At 74.5% G+C, this 19,255-nt stretch carries 15 protein-coding genes; 8 read left to right on the top strand and 7 right to left on the bottom strand.

Annotated features, from left to right (window positions below; translation table 11 throughout):
- Positions 1-110: 110 nt before the first annotated feature.
- Genes ACZ60W_RS22410 through ACZ60W_RS22400 form a run of 3 tightly spaced genes read right to left on the bottom strand, consistent with a single transcriptional unit; the run spans position 111 to position 3,944 of the window.
- Entirely contained in the window at positions 111-1,568 is a 1,458-nt protein-coding gene (locus tag ACZ60W_RS22410; protein ID WP_469757108.1) for a carboxylesterase/lipase family protein, read from the bottom strand.
- Positions 1,565-2,596 (bottom strand): alpha/beta fold hydrolase, encoded by a 1,032-nt coding sequence (locus ACZ60W_RS22405; RefSeq protein ID WP_469757107.1) that lies wholly within the window; start codon positions 2,594-2,596, stop codon positions 1,565-1,567. The genes ACZ60W_RS22410 and ACZ60W_RS22405 overlap by 4 nt, the downstream gene beginning before the upstream one ends.
- Before the next feature lie 28 nt (positions 2,597-2,624).
- Positions 2,625-3,944 carry an esterase/lipase family protein gene (locus ACZ60W_RS22400; RefSeq protein WP_469757106.1) on the bottom strand — a complete coding sequence of 440 codons (1,320 nt, stop codon included), beginning with the start codon at positions 3,942-3,944 and terminating at the stop codon, positions 2,625-2,627.
- Positions 3,945-4,175: 231 nt separating this feature from the next.
- Between ACZ60W_RS22400 and ACZ60W_RS22395 the strand changes: the two genes are divergently transcribed.
- Positions 4,176-6,437 carry an FG-GAP repeat domain-containing protein gene (locus ACZ60W_RS22395; RefSeq protein WP_469757105.1) on the top strand — a complete coding sequence of 754 codons (2,262 nt, stop codon included), beginning with the start codon at positions 4,176-4,178 and terminating at the stop codon, positions 6,435-6,437.
- A 55-nt stretch (positions 6,438-6,492) separates the two neighbouring features.
- On the opposite strand, the gene ACZ60W_RS22390 is transcribed toward ACZ60W_RS22395, so the two are convergent.
- A complete protein-coding gene (locus ACZ60W_RS22390) occupies positions 6,493-7,791 on the bottom strand; it encodes a GDSL-type esterase/lipase family protein (protein ID WP_469757104.1) in 1,299 nt (432 codons plus the stop codon).
- A gap of 656 nt (positions 7,792-8,447) precedes the next feature.
- Between ACZ60W_RS22390 and ACZ60W_RS22385 the strand changes: the two genes are divergently transcribed.
- Both ACZ60W_RS22385 and ACZ60W_RS22380 read left to right on the top strand, forming a co-directional pair.
- Positions 8,448-9,617 carry a DUF3103 family protein gene (locus tag ACZ60W_RS22385; protein ID WP_469757103.1) on the top strand — a complete coding sequence of 390 codons (1,170 nt, stop codon included), beginning with the start codon at positions 8,448-8,450 and terminating at the stop codon, positions 9,615-9,617.
- A gap of 362 nt (positions 9,618-9,979) precedes the next feature.
- On the top strand, positions 9,980-10,924 hold the full coding sequence (locus tag ACZ60W_RS22380) for a UbiA family prenyltransferase (RefSeq protein WP_469757102.1): 945 nt from the start codon (positions 9,980-9,982) through the stop codon (positions 10,922-10,924).
- 247 nt (positions 10,925-11,171) lie between these two features.
- Here the strand turns inward: ACZ60W_RS22380 and ACZ60W_RS22375 are convergent, their stop codons facing one another.
- From ACZ60W_RS22375 to ACZ60W_RS22365, 3 genes are all read right to left on the bottom strand, one after another.
- Positions 11,172-11,996: a class I SAM-dependent methyltransferase gene (locus tag ACZ60W_RS22375; RefSeq protein ID WP_469757101.1), complete on the bottom strand. Its 825-nt coding sequence runs from the start codon at positions 11,994-11,996 to the stop codon at positions 11,172-11,174.
- Positions 11,997-12,241: 245 nt separating this feature from the next.
- A complete protein-coding gene (locus ACZ60W_RS22370; protein WP_469757100.1) occupies positions 12,242-13,531 on the bottom strand; it encodes an MFS transporter in 1,290 nt (429 codons plus the stop codon).
- 71 nt (positions 13,532-13,602) lie between these two features.
- A complete protein-coding gene (locus tag ACZ60W_RS22365; RefSeq protein WP_469757099.1) occupies positions 13,603-13,974 on the bottom strand; it encodes a ClpX C4-type zinc finger protein in 372 nt (123 codons plus the stop codon).
- A gap of 286 nt (positions 13,975-14,260) precedes the next feature.
- Between ACZ60W_RS22365 and ACZ60W_RS22360 the strand changes: the two genes are divergently transcribed.
- The 5 genes from ACZ60W_RS22360 to ACZ60W_RS22340 all read left to right on the top strand — a co-directional run bounded on the left by ACZ60W_RS22360 (position 14,261) and on the right by ACZ60W_RS22340 (position 19,204).
- Entirely contained in the window at positions 14,261-14,881 is a 621-nt protein-coding gene (locus ACZ60W_RS22360) for a sigma-70 family RNA polymerase sigma factor (protein WP_469757098.1), read from the top strand.
- A gap of 156 nt (positions 14,882-15,037) precedes the next feature.
- On the top strand, positions 15,038-16,297 hold the full coding sequence (locus tag ACZ60W_RS22355; RefSeq protein WP_469757097.1) for an NAD(P)/FAD-dependent oxidoreductase: 1,260 nt from the start codon (positions 15,038-15,040) through the stop codon (positions 16,295-16,297).
- Positions 16,294-17,052, top strand: a complete 759-nt coding sequence (locus ACZ60W_RS22350; RefSeq protein ID WP_469757096.1) for a DUF1365 domain-containing protein — start codon at positions 16,294-16,296, stop codon at positions 17,050-17,052. Before ACZ60W_RS22355 ends, ACZ60W_RS22350 begins: the two co-directional genes overlap by 4 nt.
- Complete coding sequence (locus tag ACZ60W_RS22345; RefSeq protein WP_469757095.1) at positions 17,049-18,401, top strand: class I SAM-dependent methyltransferase; 1,353 nt, start codon at positions 17,049-17,051, stop codon at positions 18,399-18,401. Before ACZ60W_RS22350 ends, ACZ60W_RS22345 begins: the two co-directional genes overlap by 4 nt.
- Complete coding sequence (locus ACZ60W_RS22340) at positions 18,398-19,204, top strand: DUF1295 domain-containing protein (protein WP_469757094.1); 807 nt, start codon at positions 18,398-18,400, stop codon at positions 19,202-19,204. Before ACZ60W_RS22345 ends, ACZ60W_RS22340 begins: the two co-directional genes overlap by 4 nt.
- The last annotated feature ends 51 nt before the right edge of the window (positions 19,205-19,255 follow it).

Here is a 19,255-nt window from a genome sequence, read left to right as displayed (position 1 = left end):
GCGGCAGAGCCCTGACCGGCCCCTGGATCGAGCGGGGTGCGGTCGTGACCCGGAACCCTATCGGCTGACCGCCCTCCGCACGAATCGCGTGGCGGCCGTCTCGCACGACCTCACCGCACGCCCTCCCAGAGGAGGCGCTCGGCCGCGCGGGGATCGGCGACCGGGGCGGAGAGGGGGGAGGCGCCGAAGGTCATCGTCGTCCGGGTCGTCTTCTCGTACGGGGCCCAGCCGGGGTCGCCGGTCCTCGCGAAGGCGATCCAGGCGCCGTGGACGGCGTCCGCCAGCGCCTGGGGCGGGTGGGGGCCGAGCAGCGGGGCGTACGACGGATCGTCGAGGCGGTCGAAGACGAAGGGCAGTTCGAGGGCGTGGCAGGCGCCGAGGTCGCCGCCGAACCGGGGCGAGCGCCAGGCGAACTCGTAGACGTGGGAGCCGGGGACGGACTCGGCGAGGCGGAGGGCGGGGATGCGGTAGAACCAGTCGGTCGCCACCGCGTCGAGGAGTGCGCCGGCCGTGGAGTCGGGGCGGTCGGCCCGGTAGACGGGAAGGGCCTCGGCCGGGTCCAGGCCGTAGGCCGTGACCAGGGCGCGGAGCGTCGGTTCGGGGACGAGGCGGAGCCGCTCCGTCGGGACGAGGAAGAGGCGGTACTCCTCGCGGTTGCTGCCGACGAGCAGGTCGACCCCGCAGTCGGGGCCGGGCGGCGTGAGGGCCGGGAGGACCGGCTCGAAGGGCATCATGTTGAGCGCCGCCTCGCCCCAGAGGGCGGGATCGGGACGGGCGTTGAGTTCGGCGCGCAGGGCGGCCTGGGCGGGGAGGAGCCGCGAGAAGGGGACGGTCGCGAAGGCCTCGGGTGTCGGGTCGATGCCGAGTGCCTCGGCGAGACGGGCCGTGATCAGGGCCGCCGACGACGGCCGGAGGAAGTGATGGCAGGCGCCGCTCTGCAGGATCGCCCTGCGGAACAGGCCGCGCGCCGGCGGCAGGGCCAGGAGCGCGCCGATGCTCATGGCGCCCGCCGATTCGCCGAACACGGTGACGAGGTCCGGATCGCCGCCGAAGGAGGCGATGTTCTCCCGGACCCAGCGCAGGGCCGCGATCTGGTCCAGCAGGCCGCGGTTGTCGGGACGGCCCGGCAGGTGGAGGAAACCGTCCGCGCCCAGACGGTAGTTGACGGTCACGCACACGACGCCGTCGCGCGCGAAGGCGTGCCCGTCGTAGGCCGGGGCCGACCCCGATCCGTTGCTGAAGGCCCCGCCGTGCAGCCACACCATCACGGGAAGACGCGCGCCGGGGCCCGGGGCGGGGGTCCAGACGTTGAGGTTCAGACAGTCCTCGCCCTCGATCGCGTTCTCCGGGATGAGCGCGTCGAAGGGCGGGGCGTAGGGGGCGTGCGGCACCGTCGCGCCGCGGGCCGTGGCCTCGCGCACCCCCGTCCAGGGCTCGGGCGGCGCCGGCTCGTGGAACCGCCGCGCGCCGAAGGGCGGAGCGGCGTACGGGATGCCCAGGAAGGACGTCACGCCGTCGGCGCCGGCGCGTCCGCGGACCGCGCCCTGTCGTGTGCCGCACACCGTCATGCCGACAGGACCTCCAGCAGCGCCTTGGTGAACTCCTCGGGCCGTTCGAGGTGGACCGCGTGCCCGGCGTCGGCGACCGCGACCTCCCGCACGGCGCCGCCCGCTGCCGCGTACCGCTCCAGGACGTGACGGGTCTGCGCCACCATCGGCTGCGCCGGAGTGCCGTCCCACCCCGGGACCGCGCCGACCGAGCCCAGGTGCGCCAGGTCGAACAGGGAGGTGTCGGAGACGATGACGTCGTCCTCGCCGCGCACCCACAGCACCGGCGGCCGGGGGTCGGCCAGGTGCAGGTCGTCGGCGCGGAAGTGGGTGGGGGCGAGGCAGTTGAGGACGCCGCGCGTGCCGGGGGCGATGCCCGGCCAGGCCGCCGACTCCGTGCTGTCGCCCGGATAGTGGTCGTCGCCGAGCCGCGTGGTGAGCATGGACTCGACGTACGCGTCCTCGTGGTCGGGGCGCAGCGGCGGCTTCACGTAGCAGGCCGCCAGGACCGAGCGCGGCGAGAGCGGCGACGCCTCGCCGCGGTCGCCCTCGGCGAGGAGCCGCACGAAGTCGGGGTTGGCGGTGCCGCCGCCCGATCCGGCTCCGTCGGCGGAGTTGAGCGTGCCCTCCACGCCGTGCGTGCCGCCGAAGCCGTACGGCGAGACGGGGTTGACCAGGGTGAGGGAGCGCACGGCGGCCGGGTGGTCGCGCAGGTACTGCATGACCACGCCGCCGCCCATGGACCAGCCCACCAGGTGGGCCCGTTCGACGTCGAGGGCGGCGAGCAGCGCGGCGAGGTCGTCGGCGTAGTCCCGCAGCCCGCGCGTGGCGTCGACGGGCAGCGGGTCCGTGCCGCCGAAGCCGCGCAGGTCGACGGCGATCGGCCGGTAGGCGGCCGGCAGGGCGGTCATGGTCGTGTCCCAGAAGGCGGACGAGGAGACGTTGCCGTGCACGAGGAGCACGACGTCCCCGTCGTCCCGGCCCTCGGCCTCGGTGATCTGCTGGGTCAGTCGGCCGGTGTCGACCCGGCGGGTGCGCAGGGTGGTCATGTCGGTTCCCGTGGTCGTGTCGGGTGCTTCAGGACAGCCAGGCGGCGACCTGGGCGGCGGCCGAGGCGTGCCAGCCCAGTTCCAGGTGGTTGGCGCCCGCGATCGTCGCCTTGCCGCCGACGGTGGCGACGCCGGTCGTGTCGAGGGCGCTGGAGACGAAGACGACGCCGTCGCTGGGGCCGCGGTTCTCGTTGAAGATACCGAGCACGTCGGCGGAGCCGCCGGCCAGCAGGTACATGGACACGGAGGCCGGCACACCGGCGTTCCGCAGCGGGGCGACGAGCGATCCGGCGTCGATGGCCGCCTGGATGCCGCTGCCGGCCGTGGCGAAGCCCTGGCCGCCGTAGTAGGTCGTGTACCAGTCCTGGGCGGAGCCGTCGACCCCGTAGACGCCGTCCCAGCGGGCGAGCATCTGGCGCTGCCCGGGGTAGTTGTCCTGGCCGCCGGCCGGGGTCATCGAGAACTCCGGGTGGGCGGTGTAGAGGCCGTAGCAGGTCATGTGGGAGTGCGGCGAGGGGGCGTTGACCGTGCCCCCGCACTCGGGCCAGACGGAGAAGTCGTGGGCCCAGCCGTGGGCGTAGGGGTAGTCGTAGCCGCCGTTGGGGCCGCCGAGCGTGACCAGGCGCCGCACGTCGCCCGCGTACGCCCGTCCCCAGCTCGGCCTCACCGACGACACGTAGGCCCGGGTCGACATCTGGCCCTTGCTCCAGCCGACGAGGTCGACCTTGTCCACGCCGAGCTTCGCCTTGATCACCGCGATGGCGTCGCCGACGAGCTGTGCCTGCATGAGGTTGTCGCCCTGCTTGTGCGCGAAACCGACGGCGAACACCCGGTGACCGCGCCCCGCCAGGTACTGCATCAGCCCGGTCGAGGGGCAGGAGGCGGCGCCGCAGCCGTAGCCGCCCGCCTCGCCGGGGTTCGCCCACGCCCGGTCGGCGTTGTCGTTCGCTCCGTGGACGAGCAGGACGGGCGTGGTCCGGCTGCCGGTGTTCCAGCCGGGGGCCGAGTAGAGGAGGAACCGGCCCGAGGAGGGCCGGGCCACCCCGCCGAAGTAGGTCAGCCGCTTGCCGTCCTGGTCGCCGCGCCCGTCCGCCGGGTAGCCCTCGGTGCGGAACCCGCTCGTCGTGTCGGCGTAGCGCTCCACGGACGTCCAGCCGTTGGTGACGGTCCCCGCCCCGAAGGTCGCCTCCAGCGACACGTACGGGGGCAGGGCGCCGGCCGCGGCCTCCGCCCTGCCGCCGCCGGCGGCGGGCGGCGCCACCACGGCCGCCGCGACGACCCCCACGATCGCCACGACCCGCGCCGCGCGCGCCCGCCACCGGCCCCCCGAACCCCGTCCTGCGGCCATGTCCCGGCCTCCCCGCTCATGCGCTCGTGGCGCGCCCGCCCGATGCCCAGCGGCACGCGGTGTGCACACACGGTAGGGGGACGACCGAAGCGTGGGCATGGGGGCGAACCACACAAAGGGAGTCGTGGTTATGGACGCATCTCCCGCGTACAACCATGTGATCATCTCGTGAGTCCTGCGTCTGTGGCGTGTCGCGCCACCGACGCAGGACTCACGTGGAGGAACAGCGAGTTGTCCCACATAGCCAGACATCAGAAGCTCGGCATGGCCGTCCTCGCCGCGCTGGCGGTGACGGCCGGCACCGCGGCCGTCGCCCCCGTCGGAGCCGCGGCGGTCCCGGCGGCGACGGCCGCGGAGACCGGGGCCGCCGCCGTGGCCCGCTTCGGCGAGGGCGACCACCTGGTGAGCCTGGGCCGCACGGGTGTCCTCGGCTGGGACGCGGAGGACCCGGACCTCGCGCGCTGGACGCGCTTCGCCGACGGCACGACGACCGCGTTCCCCCGGGGCCACTTCGTGTTCGGCTCCCGCGACTCCGACCTGGTGATCGACCAGGTGCGCAGCGTCGTCACCCTCAAGGACATGGAGGCGGGCAAGGACGTCTACCAGGTGGACCTGGCGGGCGCCGGACCGGAAGCGGTCTTCGCCGGAGCGGTCCGCTCCCATGTCTTCGTCTCCACCCGCAACGCCGCCGGCACGGGCCAGGACCTCCACGTCCACGGGCCCGGCGAGGCGGGTGCGGCTCCGTCGAAGCGGACCGTGTCCGGACTGCCGGCCGACGCCACGCGCGTGTTCGCCGTGGGTGCGGCCGGAGACGACGTCCTGCTCTCCTACGGGACGGGGACGGGCGGCCAGGTCGCCCGCTGGGCGGTCCTCGACCTCGCGACGGCCACCGTCACCGCGAGCCGCGACATGGGCGGATCCGGCGGCAGGAACGCCTCGCCCGTGCTCTCCGCGACCCATGTCGCCTGGGCGCGCTTCAGCGGCGGCAACACCGTCGTCAACGTCCTGGAGCGGGCCACCGGCAAGGTCCAGCTGATCACGCTCGCCGGTACGGGCGACATCACACTGGGTCTGGTGGGGAAGTGGGTGACGTACGCCCGGACCGGGGGTCTGCTCGACAACTCGGCCGACCCGCAGAACGCGGTGACGGCCCGTGACCTGTACGGCCCGGCCACCCGCAGGCTCCTCGACCACGCGGTGTCGGGCATCGACGCCCCCGGCGACGCGACCGGCGTCCTCGGCGGGACGGTGGCCGGCGGCGAGGGCGTCTACCGGATCGCCCCGGGCGCCGACGGCGCACCGGTGGCCACCCAGGTGGCCGCCACCGGTGCCCCGACCAAGGTCACGCTGCTCGGCCACAACGTCCCGGCCCTGCTCGACCTGGACCGGACCGGGGGTCGCTTCACCCTGAACTGGCGGCTCAGTCGCACCAACGTCGACCTGGTGGTGAAGCTCCGCAACAACCGCACCGGCGAGACGGTCACCGAGAACGCGCTCCCCCCGGTCGGCGTGTACGACCCGCACACCCTGTCGTTCGCGTGGGCGGGCGAGCTCCGGTGGAACGACGTACCCGACATGGTCACGGCCGCCTCGAACGGTCCGTACACCTGGGAGATCACGGGCACCCCGCGCAACGGGATCGGACCCGTGCTGCGCGCCTCGGGCGAGTTCACGGTGACGCGCGGGTCGGGGGCCCACGACTTCGACACCGACGGCTCGCCCGACGTGTTCGCCCGGGACACCTCCGGACGCCTGTGGATGCACGACACCTACAAGGTGCACTGGGCCGATCAGCTCAACCAGAACCCCGGGCGGCTCGTCAGCGCCGGATGGCAGATCTACGACCGGATCGAGGCCGCCGGGAACCTCGGCGGCTCGATCGTGAACGACCTCGTGGCGCGGGACCGCTCCGGGGTCCTGTGGCTGTACAAGGGCACCGGCGACCCCAAGGCACCGCTCGCCGGCCGCACCAGGATCGGCGCCGGCTGGGGCGTGTACGACAAGCTCGCGGCAGGCTCCGACTTCACCGGTGACGGGCGCCCCGACCTCCTCGCCACCGACAAGGCCGGCGTGCTGTGGCTCTACCCCGCGACGGGCAACGCCAACGCCCCCTTCTCGGGCCGCAAGAGGATCGGCGGTGGGTGGGGCGTCTACAACGACCTGACCGCCGTCGGGAACATGGCGGGAGCAGCCGCCGGAGACCTCGTCGCCCGCGACGGGTCGGGCGTCCTGTGGCTCTACCTCGGCAGGGGGGACGGCACCATCGCGCCACGGATCCGCGTCGGCGCGGGCTGGCAGGGGTTCGGCCACTTCCTCGGGCTCGGGGACGCCGACCGCGACGGCCGTCCGGACCTGTACGCCACCGCCTCCGGCGCCTACGCCACCACGGTCCTGTACAAGGGCACCGGTGACTGGAAGCGGCCGCTCCGCTCGCCCGTCCCGGTCGCCGTGTACGTGACGCTGCCCGACCGCACGTACGACCTCCACGCCTGACGCGTGCCGTGGCGTCGCGGGGGACGGGCCGAACCGGCCCGTCCCGGGCGGCCCGTCAGGGGATCACCAGCCGGCAGACACGGCTGGCGGGATCGAACAGGCGCAGGTCCCTGATCATCTTCGTGGCCAGGAGGAGATGGCCCCGCTGATCGGGGTGCAGCCCGTCGCCCAGGAGACCGAGGGGCGGGGTGCCACCGCCGGTCTCCAGCCAGTGGGCGTGGTGGTCGACGAGGACGACGTCCAGCTCGGTCGCCACCTCGCGCATGATCCGGACGTAGTCGGAGAGGGCGGCCCGCTGCGGCCAGCGGCCGGTGTCGACGGGGTTGGGGGTCTGGAGGAGGGGGACCGCGCCGCCGGGCAGGGCCCGCACGTCCGCCACGAGCCTGCGCAGGTTGGCCCGGTACACGGCCGGGCCGGTGGAGGCGGTGGCGACGTCGTTGGTGCCCAGCATGATCGACACGACCTTCGGCCGGAAGGCCGTGACCCGGTCGGCGAACGCCGCCACGAGATCGGCGGTGGTGCTGCCGCTCACTCCGGAATCCACGACGAAGTCGCTGTTCTTCGGCTTGCCGAGCTCCCAGCGGACCCGCTCCTGGAAGTGCTCCGGATAGCTGCGCCAGCCGTTGGTCCACAGGGCGCCGTGGGTGATGCTGTCGCCGGTGATCAGCCAGACGGCCGGGGTGTCGGAGTTCAGCAGGGTGGAGATCCGGCCCATGTCGGCGAGGTCGACGCGGACGCTCTCGGCGGCGATCTCCTGCGCCGACAGCACGCGGTCGTAGACGGCCACTCTCGTGACGGTGCCGGTGTAGAACCATTCGCCGCCGGGGTGGTCGCTGTCGCGGTTGCGGGCGACGTTCAGCGCGTCGAGTCCCGGAGCGCCGCCGAAGAAGGCGGCCCGGTCGGTGGTCATGACGGACCGGCCGTCGGCGTGGAAGGTGGTGCCGGCCGCCGAGACGGTGACCGCGACCGTGTGGAGCACCCCGTCGTCGTACATCGTGCGCGTGAGGTGGTTCTGCCGCACGACGCCGTCGTGCCGGACCGAGAACTGCAGCCGCCCGGCGCTCACGCAGACCGCGACCTCGGTCGAGGGGCGCGTCGTGTCCGACGCGCTGAGCAGGGTCATCGCCTGGTTGCGGCTGGTGGTGGAGAAGGTGACGAGGATCGTTCCCGCGGACAGGCCCCGGATCTTCCCGAGTTCGGGCGAGAGGTCGGTGAACGACCGTCCGTCGTAGGCGCTCTCGATCTGGTGGTCCAGGACGGGTGCCGCCGTGGAGGCGGCGTGCGCCCGTGCGAACGGTGTGGCGATCGAGGCGGCCAGGGTTCCGGCCGCGAGGAGGACGGAGCGTCTGCGCACAGGACTTTCCCTTCGGTGCGGAGCGGGTGCCGGCGCCGGTGCCGGTCCGCGTCGACGGTGGCGGCGGACCGGGGGAGAGGACGGGGCCGGCGGGCCGGCTTCGCGGCGGCATGCGGAGGACCGGGGCGATGCGGCCCGGGGGAGGGGGAGCGGCGTACCTCGTGCGGCTGCCGCGACGGGGACCGGCTCCGGCCGTGCCCGCCCGGACGGCTCCGGACGTCACCGCCGGGAGAGGCGCTTCGGGTGTCTCCGGGGACGTGACGGGACCTTACGGAGGGTCACATGGGGTGGTCAAGGCGGCTCGCGAGCGTGCGACACGGCGCGTTGGCCGGGGCAGCGTACGGGCTGCCGTCGTGTCCTCGGCTCGACCCGGCGCACGGTGGCCCGCCGCCGGACGTCGTCGGCTGACCGCAGGCCCCGCGGTCGCGCCGCCGTCGGAACCCGTTCGGCGGCCGGCCGCACGGTCGGATCCTTCGGCGAGAACATTTCCGACAGTCCGTCACCACTGTCCACCAATCGCCGACAGGCCGTCTATCCGCGTAGACCGAGCTCGTCCAGAATGAGGCCCGCACCCGCACGAACAGGTCCGCCGTGCGCCGCACGGCGGTGCATCCGGCATGCCCGGACCCGGGCGACGCCATTGTCTGGAGGACACCTTGTTCGCTGAGAGACAGCTCCGCGCGGCACTCGCCGGTCTCGCGCTGAGCGCCATGGCCCTGACCACCCTTCAGGGCACCGCCGCGGCGGCCCCGGCACCCGCCGCGGCCACCGCCACGAGCTCCCCGGTCGCCGCCGCCGAGGACGCCACGGCCCGTGCCCTGGCCCTCTCCCTCGCCGACCCCGCCTGGGGGCGGCAGGTGGCCAAGGCCGTCCTCGTCGGCGAGGACGTGGACCTGCCGGCGCTGACGGCCGCCTCCGGCACCCCGGCGGCCAAGGCCCTCGGCACCACCCTGGCCGAGGCCGAGAGCGACATCGCCCGGGCGAAGGGGCTCGGCACGGACGCGCCCTCCCTGCTGCGGGTCGGCCTCGCCGGCCGGTCGGTGACCGCCTCCGCCCTCGCCGCGCATCCGCCCCTGGTCGCCTCGGCACCCGCCGACGACGACGCCGAGGTGATCGTCGCCTACGACACCGCGGGCAACGTCCACCGGCTGGACGCCGCCAGGGCTCCCGAACGCCCGGTCTACCTCGTGGACGTCGACGGACAGGAGGCCCTCGCCGCCGGACTCCAGGTGATCGACCGTGCACTCGCGGCCGAGGGCCTCGCCACACCCGCCGGCACCAGCAAGGCCCGCTCGGGCACCTCCCAGGCCGCCGGGGCCGGCTCCTCCGCCGCGGCCGGCTTCTGGACGACCCGCATCGCGTCGATCAGCGCGTCGGACGTCGAGGAACCCTGGTTCAAGGGCGACGCCGAGATCTTCGGCCTCGTCACCGGCTTCGGCACCGACGGCAAGGTCCGCGTCGACACCGTCACCATGCCGTACCTCGACGACGAGGACACGACCTACCACCCGAACCAGATCCTGGTCAACTGGTCCCTCTACAAGTACAACCTGGCCGACGTCGTGCTCATGGAGGACGACGGCGACACCAACTACTCCGCGCTCGCCAAGGCCCTCGCCGCCGTCCTGCTGACGGTCACCGACCAGGGCGCGTACATCCCGCTGGTCGACGCGGTCATCGACGCCATGCCCGCCTCCTGGTGGACCGACGACCCGGACTACGTCGACGCCTTCTACACCCTCGCCCGGGAGACGACCGGCACCCGCGTCGGCGCCTCCGCCAACGCCCGCATGACGGTCGAGCGTTACTTCGTCTCCGAGCTCTGACCCCGTCCCACCCGCACCGTCCGGTGCGCGGCACCGGAGCCGTGCCCCCGCCGGGCCGTCGCCCGCCGGGGGCGCGCGTACGCCCGCGCACCCCAGCACGCCCCTGGTGGGGGCGCGGACCGCGCATCACCGTGATCCACCCGGGGGAGGGTCGGGGAGTGGTGAGCACAGGCGAGGACGAACAGCGGACCGGCGGACCGGCGGGCAGGACCGAGGCACGTCCACCGGCCGGTGAAGACCCGCCGGCCGGCGGACGCGCGCCGGCCGGCGCAGGTGCACCGGTACCCGCAGGCGTACCTGCGGGCGCCGGCCCGGCTGCCCGGCGGACCGGACGCCCCTCATGGCCGCGGCTGTCGGGCCACGTGGAGACCCTGCGCCCCTACGACCTGGTGGTGGTCTCGCTGGTCGGGGCCGCCGGTGCCGCCTCGGGCGCGCCGGACGCGGACCCGGTGGCGGTGGCGGCGGCCGCGGTGGCCGCCGCGGCGGCGTGCGCGAGCGCCCTGTACGCCGCCGACCACCTCACCCGCGCCGAGGACATGGCGACCAAGCCGCACCGGCCCATCCCCTCCGGCCGCCTCTCCTCGCGCGCCGCGAAGACGGCCGCGGCGCTGGCCGCCGTGCTCATGCTCGTCCCGGCGATCCTGTACAACGCGCGCTCCCTGCTCTTCGTGGCCCTCGGCGCCGCCGCCTCCTACGCCTACGGCAAAGGGCTCAAGGACCGCGGCCTCTGGGGCGACCTGGCCGTCGGCTTCTCCGGATGGTCGTGCACGCTGCTGGCCGGCGCCTGCCTCACCGCCCCCTGGCCGCCCGCCGCACTGTTCGCGCCGGCGGTCGCGCTGGGACTCCAAGGGGCGTTCGGCAACCTGCTCCTGGCCGTCGACGACCGCCCCCACGACCTGAGGGCGCGCTGCCGCACCTTCCCCGTGCGCCACGGCACGGCCCGTGCGGCGACCGTCCTGACCCTCCTGTCGGCCCTCACGTACGCGATCGCCGTCTGCCTCCCGCTCCTGACGGGACACCGGCCCACCACGGGCCACCTGCTCCTCCTCGCCGCGGCCCTCCCCCTGGCGGTCGCCACCCTGGCGGCCGTCCGCGCCCGCCCCGCCCGCCCACGACAGGCCGTCACCCGGCACCTCTTCGAACGGCTCCTTCTGCCGGGCGCCCTGCTGGCCCTCGCGTACCGGCCCGTCACCGCCGTGGCCGCCACGACGGCGGCCGTCCTCGTCGTCGCCCTCACCCCGCGCCCCATGCTCAGGACCGATCCACGGCCCGGCGCGCCGCTCCCGCCGGACGGAACGCCCCCGTGAACCCACCGCGTCGTCCGTCGGGGAAGCCGCCCGCCCCGACCCCGTTCGGGCCGGGCACGCGACCGGACGCCCCCGCCGTCCGCGCGCTGTCCGCCTCGGCGATCCGGGGGCTGTTCCGACGCGGTCCCCCGACGTCGTACGGGCCGTCCTACGACGTGCCGATGTACGGGACGTCCCAGGCGTCGTTCCTCTCCGTACACCTGCTGACATGCGGCTCCCCCATGCCCGCCCGCCGCGACGGCGGTCGTCAGACCGTGTGCGAGACCCGGAGCTCGGTCAGGTACCGCTTCGTGACGCGGCCGCCGTACCGGCCGTCGACGAGCTCCGCGACGCAGCGGAGCAGCCCCTCGCGGGCCCGTGTCGGCAGAGAGCGGTGGGTGGAGTAGGTGCGGAGGACGTCGAGGTACGCGGCCGTGGTGTACGTCAGATCCCATGTGTACCGCCGGAGGAGCACCGGCCCGAAGCACCCGCTGCGCGCGATCTCGTCGGCGTGTGCCGAACTGTCGACGTCCGCCGCGGCGGGAGGCCGGAGGCCCGGGGGAGTGGCGGGGGCGAACCGCTCGTAGCAGCCCTGGACCTCGGCGAAGAACTCCTCGCTGCCGCCCGCCACGTGCTGCGTGGCGACGACGGCGAGGGCGCCACCGGAGCGGAGGGCGGCGGCCGCCTTCGCCGTCCGCACGGCCGGGTCGATCCAGTGGAACGCCGTCGCGGCGACGACCGCGTCGAACGGTTCGTCCGGCAGCGGCCAGCTCTCGAGGTCCGCCGTCACGACCTCCACCGCGTCGAACCCGGCCAGGTTCCGGCGGGCGACCGCGGCCATGCCCGCACCCGCCTCGACGGCGGTGATCCGGCATCCGCGCGCGGCGAGCGGCACGGTCGCCTTGCCGGTGCCCGCCCCCACCTCCAGGACGCGCGCCCCGGGCCCGGCGCCGGCCAGGGACTCCAGCGCGTCGAACAGCTCCGGCGGATAGCCGGGCCTGGCCCGGTCGTACAGCTCCGCGTCCTCGTCGAAGGTCCTGCTCAGGCGGACACGGCGGGATTCGGGGGGGCGTGTCGTCGCGCATGGGCCCATGCTAGGGCCTGTCGTCAAAATCCCCTCTGCCCCGCGACGCCTGGCACGCGCTCTCGCCGCACCGGGCGAAAGCGCGAGTACGCCCCGTACGAGCACTTCCACCCGGCACACCGAGAGCACGCACCAGACGCCGCAGGGCCGCCCTGCGGGCAACGAGGGGATTTTGACGACAGGCCCTAGGGGCGTCCCGCCCGCGCCGCCGCGGTGCCGAGTCCGGCGGCCGAGCGGGTGCTCCCGCCGGTCGCTCAGCGGTCCGCGTCGAGGAGCGGGGCCTCGCCCCGGCGGGGTGGTGCGGGATCGCCCGCGGCCGGCTTCCCGGGGCGGGTGCGCTCGGCCCACGCGGCCACCGGGGGGCCCGCCGCGCCCAGGCAGGCGAAGAGCACGCCGAGGAGCAGCCACCCGCCGTGTCCCAGCGCGAGGACCGCGCCGGTGAGGATCATGGGGGCCACGGCCTGGCCCGCGTCGAAGCCGATGCCGAAGAGGCCCTGGTACTGCCCCTGGGCGTGGTCGGGGGCGAGGCCGAAGCCGAGCGCGTAGCCGCCCGAGGACTCCCACACCTCGCCGATGCTGTGGAGGCACACGGCGAGGACGGCGAGCACCGGTGCGACCCACACGGGAACGTCGGCCGTCAGGGCCATCAGGGGGCAGCTGACGAGGAAGAGGAGCCCGGCGCGGCGGAAGGCGCGACCGCCCTGGCGGGGGGTCTCCACCGTGGAGCCCAGCCTGCTCTGGAGCAGGACGCAGACGCCGCTGTTGACCGCGTAGACCAGCGCGACCGTCCAGCGCGGTGCGTCGGTGTGGGCGGTGAGCCAGATCGGCAGCAGGAGGGAGACGGTCTGGTACTGGAGGCCCATGGCGCTGTAGAGCGCGACGAAGGAGACGTACGGACGGTCGGCGAGGACGGCCCACCGCCGGTGCTCCGGCGGCCGGGGCAGGGGCGGTTGGTGCGGCACGCCGAGGAGCACGATCAGCCCGGCGCAGGCGAAGCTCGCGGCGTTGGCCAGGATCAGCGCGGTGTAGGCGGCGCGGGTGTCGATCTGGAGGGCGACGGCCGCGCCGAGTGTGCCGAGGACGACGCCGAGGTTGACGAAGGTGCGGAGCCGGGCCCGGAAGGCGGCGGGGCGCTCGCCGCCGAGGCGGGCGACGAGCGCGCCGCCCGCGGCGCCGCTCGCCGACGCCGCCAGCCGGTCCAGCGTCGCCACGAGCGTGAACGCGAGCCAGCCGTCGATGAGGACGAAGGACGCCATCGTGACGGCCAGCAGGGCCTGCGCCGTCAGCGAGACCGCCCGCGGTCCGTACCGGTCGGCCAGGTTGCCCGCCGGGACGCCGGCCGCGAGGCCGCAGAGGCCGGCGATCGTCAGACCCGCCCCGACCTGCGCGGCCGGCAGGTGCACCACCGACGTGAAGTAGAGGACGGCCGCGGTGTTGAAGAGCCCGTTGCCCACCCTGCTGACGAAACTCGATGCGATCAGGGCACGCTGCGCACCGGCCTCCGGCCCGCGCGGTCCCCCTCGCGATGATCCCCGCCTGATCATGCCGACGAGGCTAACAGGGCACGTCACGGGGGCTTCGGGCCGCCCGGCGGAGGCCGGACGCCGGGGACCGTTCACTCCTCGCCGGAGAAGCGTTCCCACGCGGACTGGCGGGTGATGCCGAGTGCCTCGCCGATCCTGGCCCACGTCACGCCGCGGCGGCGCAGTTCCAGGACCCAGGTGCGCAGGTCGGCCTCGATCTGGTCGGCGACGGCCGCGGCGCGCGGCAGCCGCCTGAGCATGTCGGCGTCGCTGAGGTGGTCCCACTTCGGCATGTGGGGCGAGGCCGGTCCAGGGGTGTACTCGGCGACGATCGAGGCCGCCAGGTCCACGCACGCGTCGCAGATGTTCACACCGGGGCCGGCGATCAGCTTGGCCACGTCGGCCTCGGTCTTTCCGCAGAACGAGCAGGCCCGTTCGTCGCGATCCATCGTCTCCGCGGGCATGGTGCCCCTCCCCGGGTGTCAGGTCGATCCTGACGGCGCAGCGTACGGACGTCAGGGCCGACCTGACAAGCGGGGAGGGGGAGGACGAAACGGCGAAGATATCGATGCGGAATCGATGCGAGTTGTGTCAGTGGGGTCGCGGGCCGGAACGTGAAGGGGTACAGGGCCGACGGAGGCCCCGTCGGACCGGACCGCCACCCCCGTGGCGGCCGGACCGCCCGCTCAGGTGGACGCCCCGCGTACGGCCCGATGTCGCCGCCGCGCCACCTCCGGAGGAGGAAGCGTCATGACCGAGCACCGCACCACCGGAGACCGCGCCGCACCGACGGCGGACGACCTCCGCCGGCCTCCCCGCGACGACGGCGACGACGCATGGATCGGGCGGGGCCTCGTCCAGGGCGACGAGCGCTGCCTGGACGCCGCCTACCGGCGCTGGGGACGGCTGGTCCACATCCTCGCCGCCCGGGCGACGGGCGACGCGCGGGAGGCCGAGGACATCACCCAGCAGGTGTTCGTCGCCGCGTGGCGCGGGCGGGCCAACTTCCGTCCCGAGCGCGGCACCCTGCCGGCCTGGCTCACCGGGATCACCCGCCGCAAGATCGCCGACGCCCTGTCGGCGCGCACCCGCCGCACCGAGCTCGCGACCGTGCTCGGCGCCTCGCTGGAACACGAGGACGGCACGGTCGGGGAGCCCGAGGGGGTCCTCGACCGGATCGTCGTCACCGAGGAGCTGGCGCGCCTGCCCCGGGTCCAGCGCGACGTCCTGGAACTCGCCTACTTCGGCGACCTGACCCAGATGCAGATCGCCGACCGGACAGGGATGCCGCTCGGCACCGTCAAGAGCCACGCCCGCCGCGGCCTCCAGCGGATGCGCGACAACCTCGCCGTCGCCGCGGTCGGCGGCTGATCCGGCCCATCCGGCGGGGCGAGGGCTCCGAATCACCGACCGCACCCACCACGGGGCACACGGGACACCGTCACCACGACGACGGGCACGCAAGGCCGGCGACGCCGGCAGGACACGCCGACCACAGGTCGGACAACGGCACAAGGGGTGGAGACGATGAACGGACGACGGCGCGTCGCCGTGGTGGGGGCGGGGGTCGCGGGGCTCACCGCCGCGCACGTCCTGTCGCGGGCGTACGACGTGGTGCTCTACGAGTCGGAGGACCGGCTGGGCGGCCACGCGCACACCCACGAACTGCCGGCCGCCGAGGGCGGGACCGTCCACGTGGACACCGGCTTCATCGTCCACAACGAGCGGACCTACCCGCACCTGCTCCGGCTCTTCCGTGAACTCGGCGTGACCACGCAGGACTCCGAGATGAGCATGTCCGTCCGCTGCGACGGGTGCGGCCTGGAGTACGCCGGTGCCCGTGGGGCGCGCGGCGTCCTCGGCGGCGGCAACGTCCGGCGCGGCCGGCACCTGCTGATGCTCGCCGAGGTCCCGCGCTTCCACCGCGCCGCGCGCCGCCTGCTGGCCGACGACGACACGACGCGCACCCTCGGGGACTTCCTCCGCGACCACCGCTTCTCCGCCCACTTCGTCAGCCACTTCGCGATCCCGCTGGTCGCCGCCGTCTGGTCGTGCGCCCCCGACACCGCCCTGCGCTACCCCGCCGCGTACCTGTTCCGCTTCCTCGACCACCACGGGCTGCTCTCGGTGAGCGGGTCCCCGCAGTGGAAGACCGTCACCGGAGGCTCCGCCGCGTACGTCCAGAAGGCCGCCAAGTCCGTCGCCTCCGTGCGGACCGGCACCCCGGTGCTCACCATCGTGCGCGGCGCCGGCCGCGCGACCGTCGTGACCACCGACGGAGAGTCGGAGGAGTACGGAGCCGTGGTCGTCGCGGTCCACCCCGACCAGGCACTGCGCCTCCTCGCGGACCCCACCGAGCAGGAACGGCGCGTCCTCGGGGCCTTCACCTACTCCCGCAACCCGACCGTCCTGCACCGCGACACCAGCCTCCTGCCGCGCTCCGCGCACGCCCGCGCCTCCTGGAACTATTGGCTCCCCTCCTGCACGGCGCGGCCGGATGCCGTCCAGGTCAGCTACGACATGAACCGGCTCCAGCGGCTGCGCACCCGGGAGCAGCACATCGTCACGCTCAACCCGGGCGACCGCATCGACGAGGCGACCGTCCTCGCCCGGATGACCTACGAACACCCCGTGTACACCCCGGAGTCCGTCGCCGCCCAGCGACTGCTCCCCACCCTGCGCACCCCCGTCACCGCCTTCGCCGGGGCCTACCACGGCTGGGGCTTCCACGAGGACGGCTGCCGCTCCGGCGTCGAGGCGGCCCGGCACCTGGGGGTGGAGTGGTGAGCACCGTGACCGCTCCGCCGGCCGTCCCCGCGCTGTACGAGACCGAGGTCGCCCACACCCGCGTCGCTCCCGTCCGCCACTCGCTGCGCCACCGCACGTACATGTGGCTCGTCGACGTCGACGACCTGCCGGTGCTGCCCGCGGCGCTGCGCCCGCTGGCCCGGTTCGACCCGCGCGACCACTTCGACGGCGCCGCGCCCACCGTGCGCGCTGGACTGGACGCCTATCTCGCCTCCCAGGGCGTGCGCAACGCCGACGGGCGGGTCCTGATGCTCGCCCACGCGCGCGTCCTGGGGTTCGTCTTCAACCCCATCACCCTCTACTGGTGCCACGACCGCGCCGGTGACCCCGTCTGCGTCGTCGCCGAGGTCCACAACACCTACGGCGGGCGCCACTGCTACCTCCTCCGCCCCGACGAGCACGGCCGCGCCGAGGTCGCCAAGGACTTCTACGTCTCGCCGTTCCTCGACGTCGAGGGCGCCTACCGCATGCGGCTGCCCCTCCCCGGCGACCGTCTCGACCTCACCGTCCAGCTCCGCCTGCCGGACGGCTCCCGCCCGCTGACGGCCACGGTGCGCGGCGAGCACCGGCCGGCCGGTCCGCGCGCCCTGCTCGCCGCCGCCCTGCGGCACCCCTGGTCGACCCTCGGGGTCTCGATCGGCATCCGCCGCCACGGCATCCGGCTCTACCTCAAGGGCCTTCCCGTCAGGCCGCGCCCCCGCACCGTCCCGTCCCTCAAGGAAGGCACCTCGTGACCCTCTCCCTCCCCTCGGCCGCACCCGTGGCCCCCGCGGGCACCGTCCAGGCGGACCCCGAGCGCTGGCCGGACGTCGCCCGGCTGCCCCGGGCCTCCGGCCTGCGCACCGCCGTCGCCCGCCGCCTCGTCGGGCGCGCCTTCACGCGCCTGCCCCTGCGGGTCCGCGACAGCGCCGACGGGCCCTTCGTACCGGAGAGCCGCGAAGGCCGGGAGAGCCGCGAGAGCCGGTCGGACCACCGGTCCGGCCCCGTGCCGACCCTCGTGCTGCACGACGCCGACGCCTTTTACCGCCGGATCGGCGCCGACGGGCTGATCGGCTTCGGCGAGTCGTACATGGCCGGCGAATGGGACGCCGACGACCTCGTGGGCGTCCTCACGGTCCTCGCCCGGCACGTCGACGACCTCGTCCCGGCGCCGCTGCGCCGGCTGCGCGGTGCCTGGGTCCGGCGCAGGCCGGTCGCCGACCTCAACACCCCCGACGGGGCCCGCGAGAACATCCACCGGCACTACGACCTGTCCAACGCGCTCTTCTCTCTCTTCCTCGACCCGAGCCTCAGCTACTCCTCGGCGGTCTTCGACCCGCTCCCGGAGACCTCCGGAGAGCTCTCCGACGCCACGTTCACCGCCGCCCAGCACCGGAAGATCGACCGTCTCCTCGACCTCGCCGGGACCGGCCCCGGCACCGAGCTCCTGGAGATCGGGACCGGCTGGGGCGAACTCGCCATCCGCGCCGCCGCCCGGGGCGCCCGCGTCCGCAGCGTCACCCTCTCCGAGGAGCAGCTCGACCTCGCGCGCCGCCGCGTCGCCGCCGCCGGACTCGCCGACCGCGTCAGCGTCGAACTCCTCGACTACCGCGCCGTCCGGGGCCGCTACGACGCCGTCGTGAGCGTCGAGATGATCGAGGCCGTCGGCGCCGAGTACTGGCCGGAGTACTTCACCGCCCTGCGCCGCCTGCTCGCCCCCGGCGGCCGGGTCGCGCTCCAGGCGATCACCATGCCGCACGAGCGGATGCTCGCCACCGCCCGCACCCACACCTGGATCAGCAAGTACGTGTTCCCCGGCGGTCTGATCCCCTCCCCGGAGGCCATCGCCCGCGAGAGCGCCGCGGCCGGCCTGCGCGTCACCCACGACACGGGGTTCGGACGGCACTACGCCGAGACCCTGCACCAGTGGCGTGAACGTTTCCTCCGGGAGGAGGCCGACGTCACCGCGCTCGGCTTCGACCACGTCTTCCGGCGCATGTGGGAGTTCTACCTCGCCTACTCCGAGGCCGGCTTCCGCGCCGGGTACCTCGACGTCCGCCAGCTGTGCCTCACCGCCGACGGCGCCGACGGGGAGGCGTCGTGAACGCCGTCGACGCCGGAGCGCTCGGCGCGGTCCTCGGCGCCTCCGCCGGGGCGGCCCTCGCCGTCATGCTGGTGGCCTTCGCCATCGGCACCGCCAAGGGCCTCCACCGGATCGTCGACGTCGCCTGGGGACTCGCCTTCGCCGCCGTCGCCGTGACGGCCTGGGCCCTGGCGTCGGGCCACGGCGACGACGTCCGCCGCACCGCCGTCGCGCTCGCCACCGTCGTCTGGGGGCTGCGCCTGGCCACGCACATCGCCCGCCGCGGCCGCGGGCACGGCGAGGATCCGCGCTACGCCCGGATGCTCGCCCGCGCCCGCGGCAACCCCACGTTCTACGCCCTGTGGAAGGTGTACCTGCTCCAGGGCGCCCTCGTCTGGATCGTCTCCCTGCCCGTGCAGTTCGCCGTCCTGCTTCCCGATCCACTGGAGGCCACGGCCGTCCTGGGCCTGGCCCTCTGGGCGGCGGGCGTCGCCTTCGAGGCGGTCGGCGACCACCAGCTCGCCCGCTTCAAGGCCGATCCGGCCCACCGGGGACGGATCATGGACCGGGGGCTGTGGAGCTGGACCCGCCACCCGAACTACTTCGGGGACTTCCTCGTCTGGTGGGGTCTGTACCTGACGGCCTGCGCGACGTGGCAGACCGCCCTGCTCAGCCTCGTCTCGCCGCTGGTGATGAGCGGCCTGCTCATCTGGGGCAGCGGAAAGCGGCTCCTGGAGGCGCACATGGCGGGGCGCCCCGGATACGCGGCCTACCAGGCGCGGACCAGCGGCTTCTTCCCCCGTCCGCCCCGCCGCGCGACGTAGCCGCCGCGAGCGTCCGGCGACGCGCCCGAGGCGCTCTCGTCCGGCGTCCGG

Source organism: Streptomyces sp. NPDC104202 (assembly GCF_055584185.1).
This window is presented reverse-complemented; position numbering and strand designations above follow the sequence as displayed.

What these genes read in the sequence shown, in the direction of transcription:
- ACZ60W_RS22410 (WP_469757108.1), bottom strand. Translation starts at nt 1,568, where the DNA reads ATGACGGTGTGCGGCACACGACAGGGCGCGGTCCGCGGACGCGCCGGC.
- ACZ60W_RS22405 (WP_469757107.1), bottom strand. Translation starts at nt 2,596, where the DNA reads ATGACCACCCTGCGCACCCGCCGGGTCGACACCGGCCGACTGACCCAG.
- ACZ60W_RS22400 (WP_469757106.1), bottom strand. Translation starts at nt 3,944, where the DNA reads ATGGCCGCAGGACGGGGTTCGGGGGGCCGGTGGCGGGCGCGCGCGGCG.
- ACZ60W_RS22375 (WP_469757101.1), bottom strand. Translation starts at nt 11,996, where the DNA reads ATGGGCCCATGCGCGACGACACGCCCCCCCGAATCCCGCCGTGTCCGC.
- ACZ60W_RS22370 (WP_469757100.1), bottom strand. Translation starts at nt 13,531, where the DNA reads ATGATCAGGCGGGGATCATCGCGAGGGGGACCGCGCGGGCCGGAGGCC.
- ACZ60W_RS22365 (WP_469757099.1), bottom strand. Translation starts at nt 13,974, where the DNA reads ATGCCCGCGGAGACGATGGATCGCGACGAACGGGCCTGCTCGTTCTGC.
- ACZ60W_RS22360 (WP_469757098.1), top strand. Translation starts at nt 14,261, where the DNA reads ATGACCGAGCACCGCACCACCGGAGACCGCGCCGCACCGACGGCGGAC.
- ACZ60W_RS22355 (WP_469757097.1), top strand. Translation starts at nt 15,038, where the DNA reads ATGAACGGACGACGGCGCGTCGCCGTGGTGGGGGCGGGGGTCGCGGGG.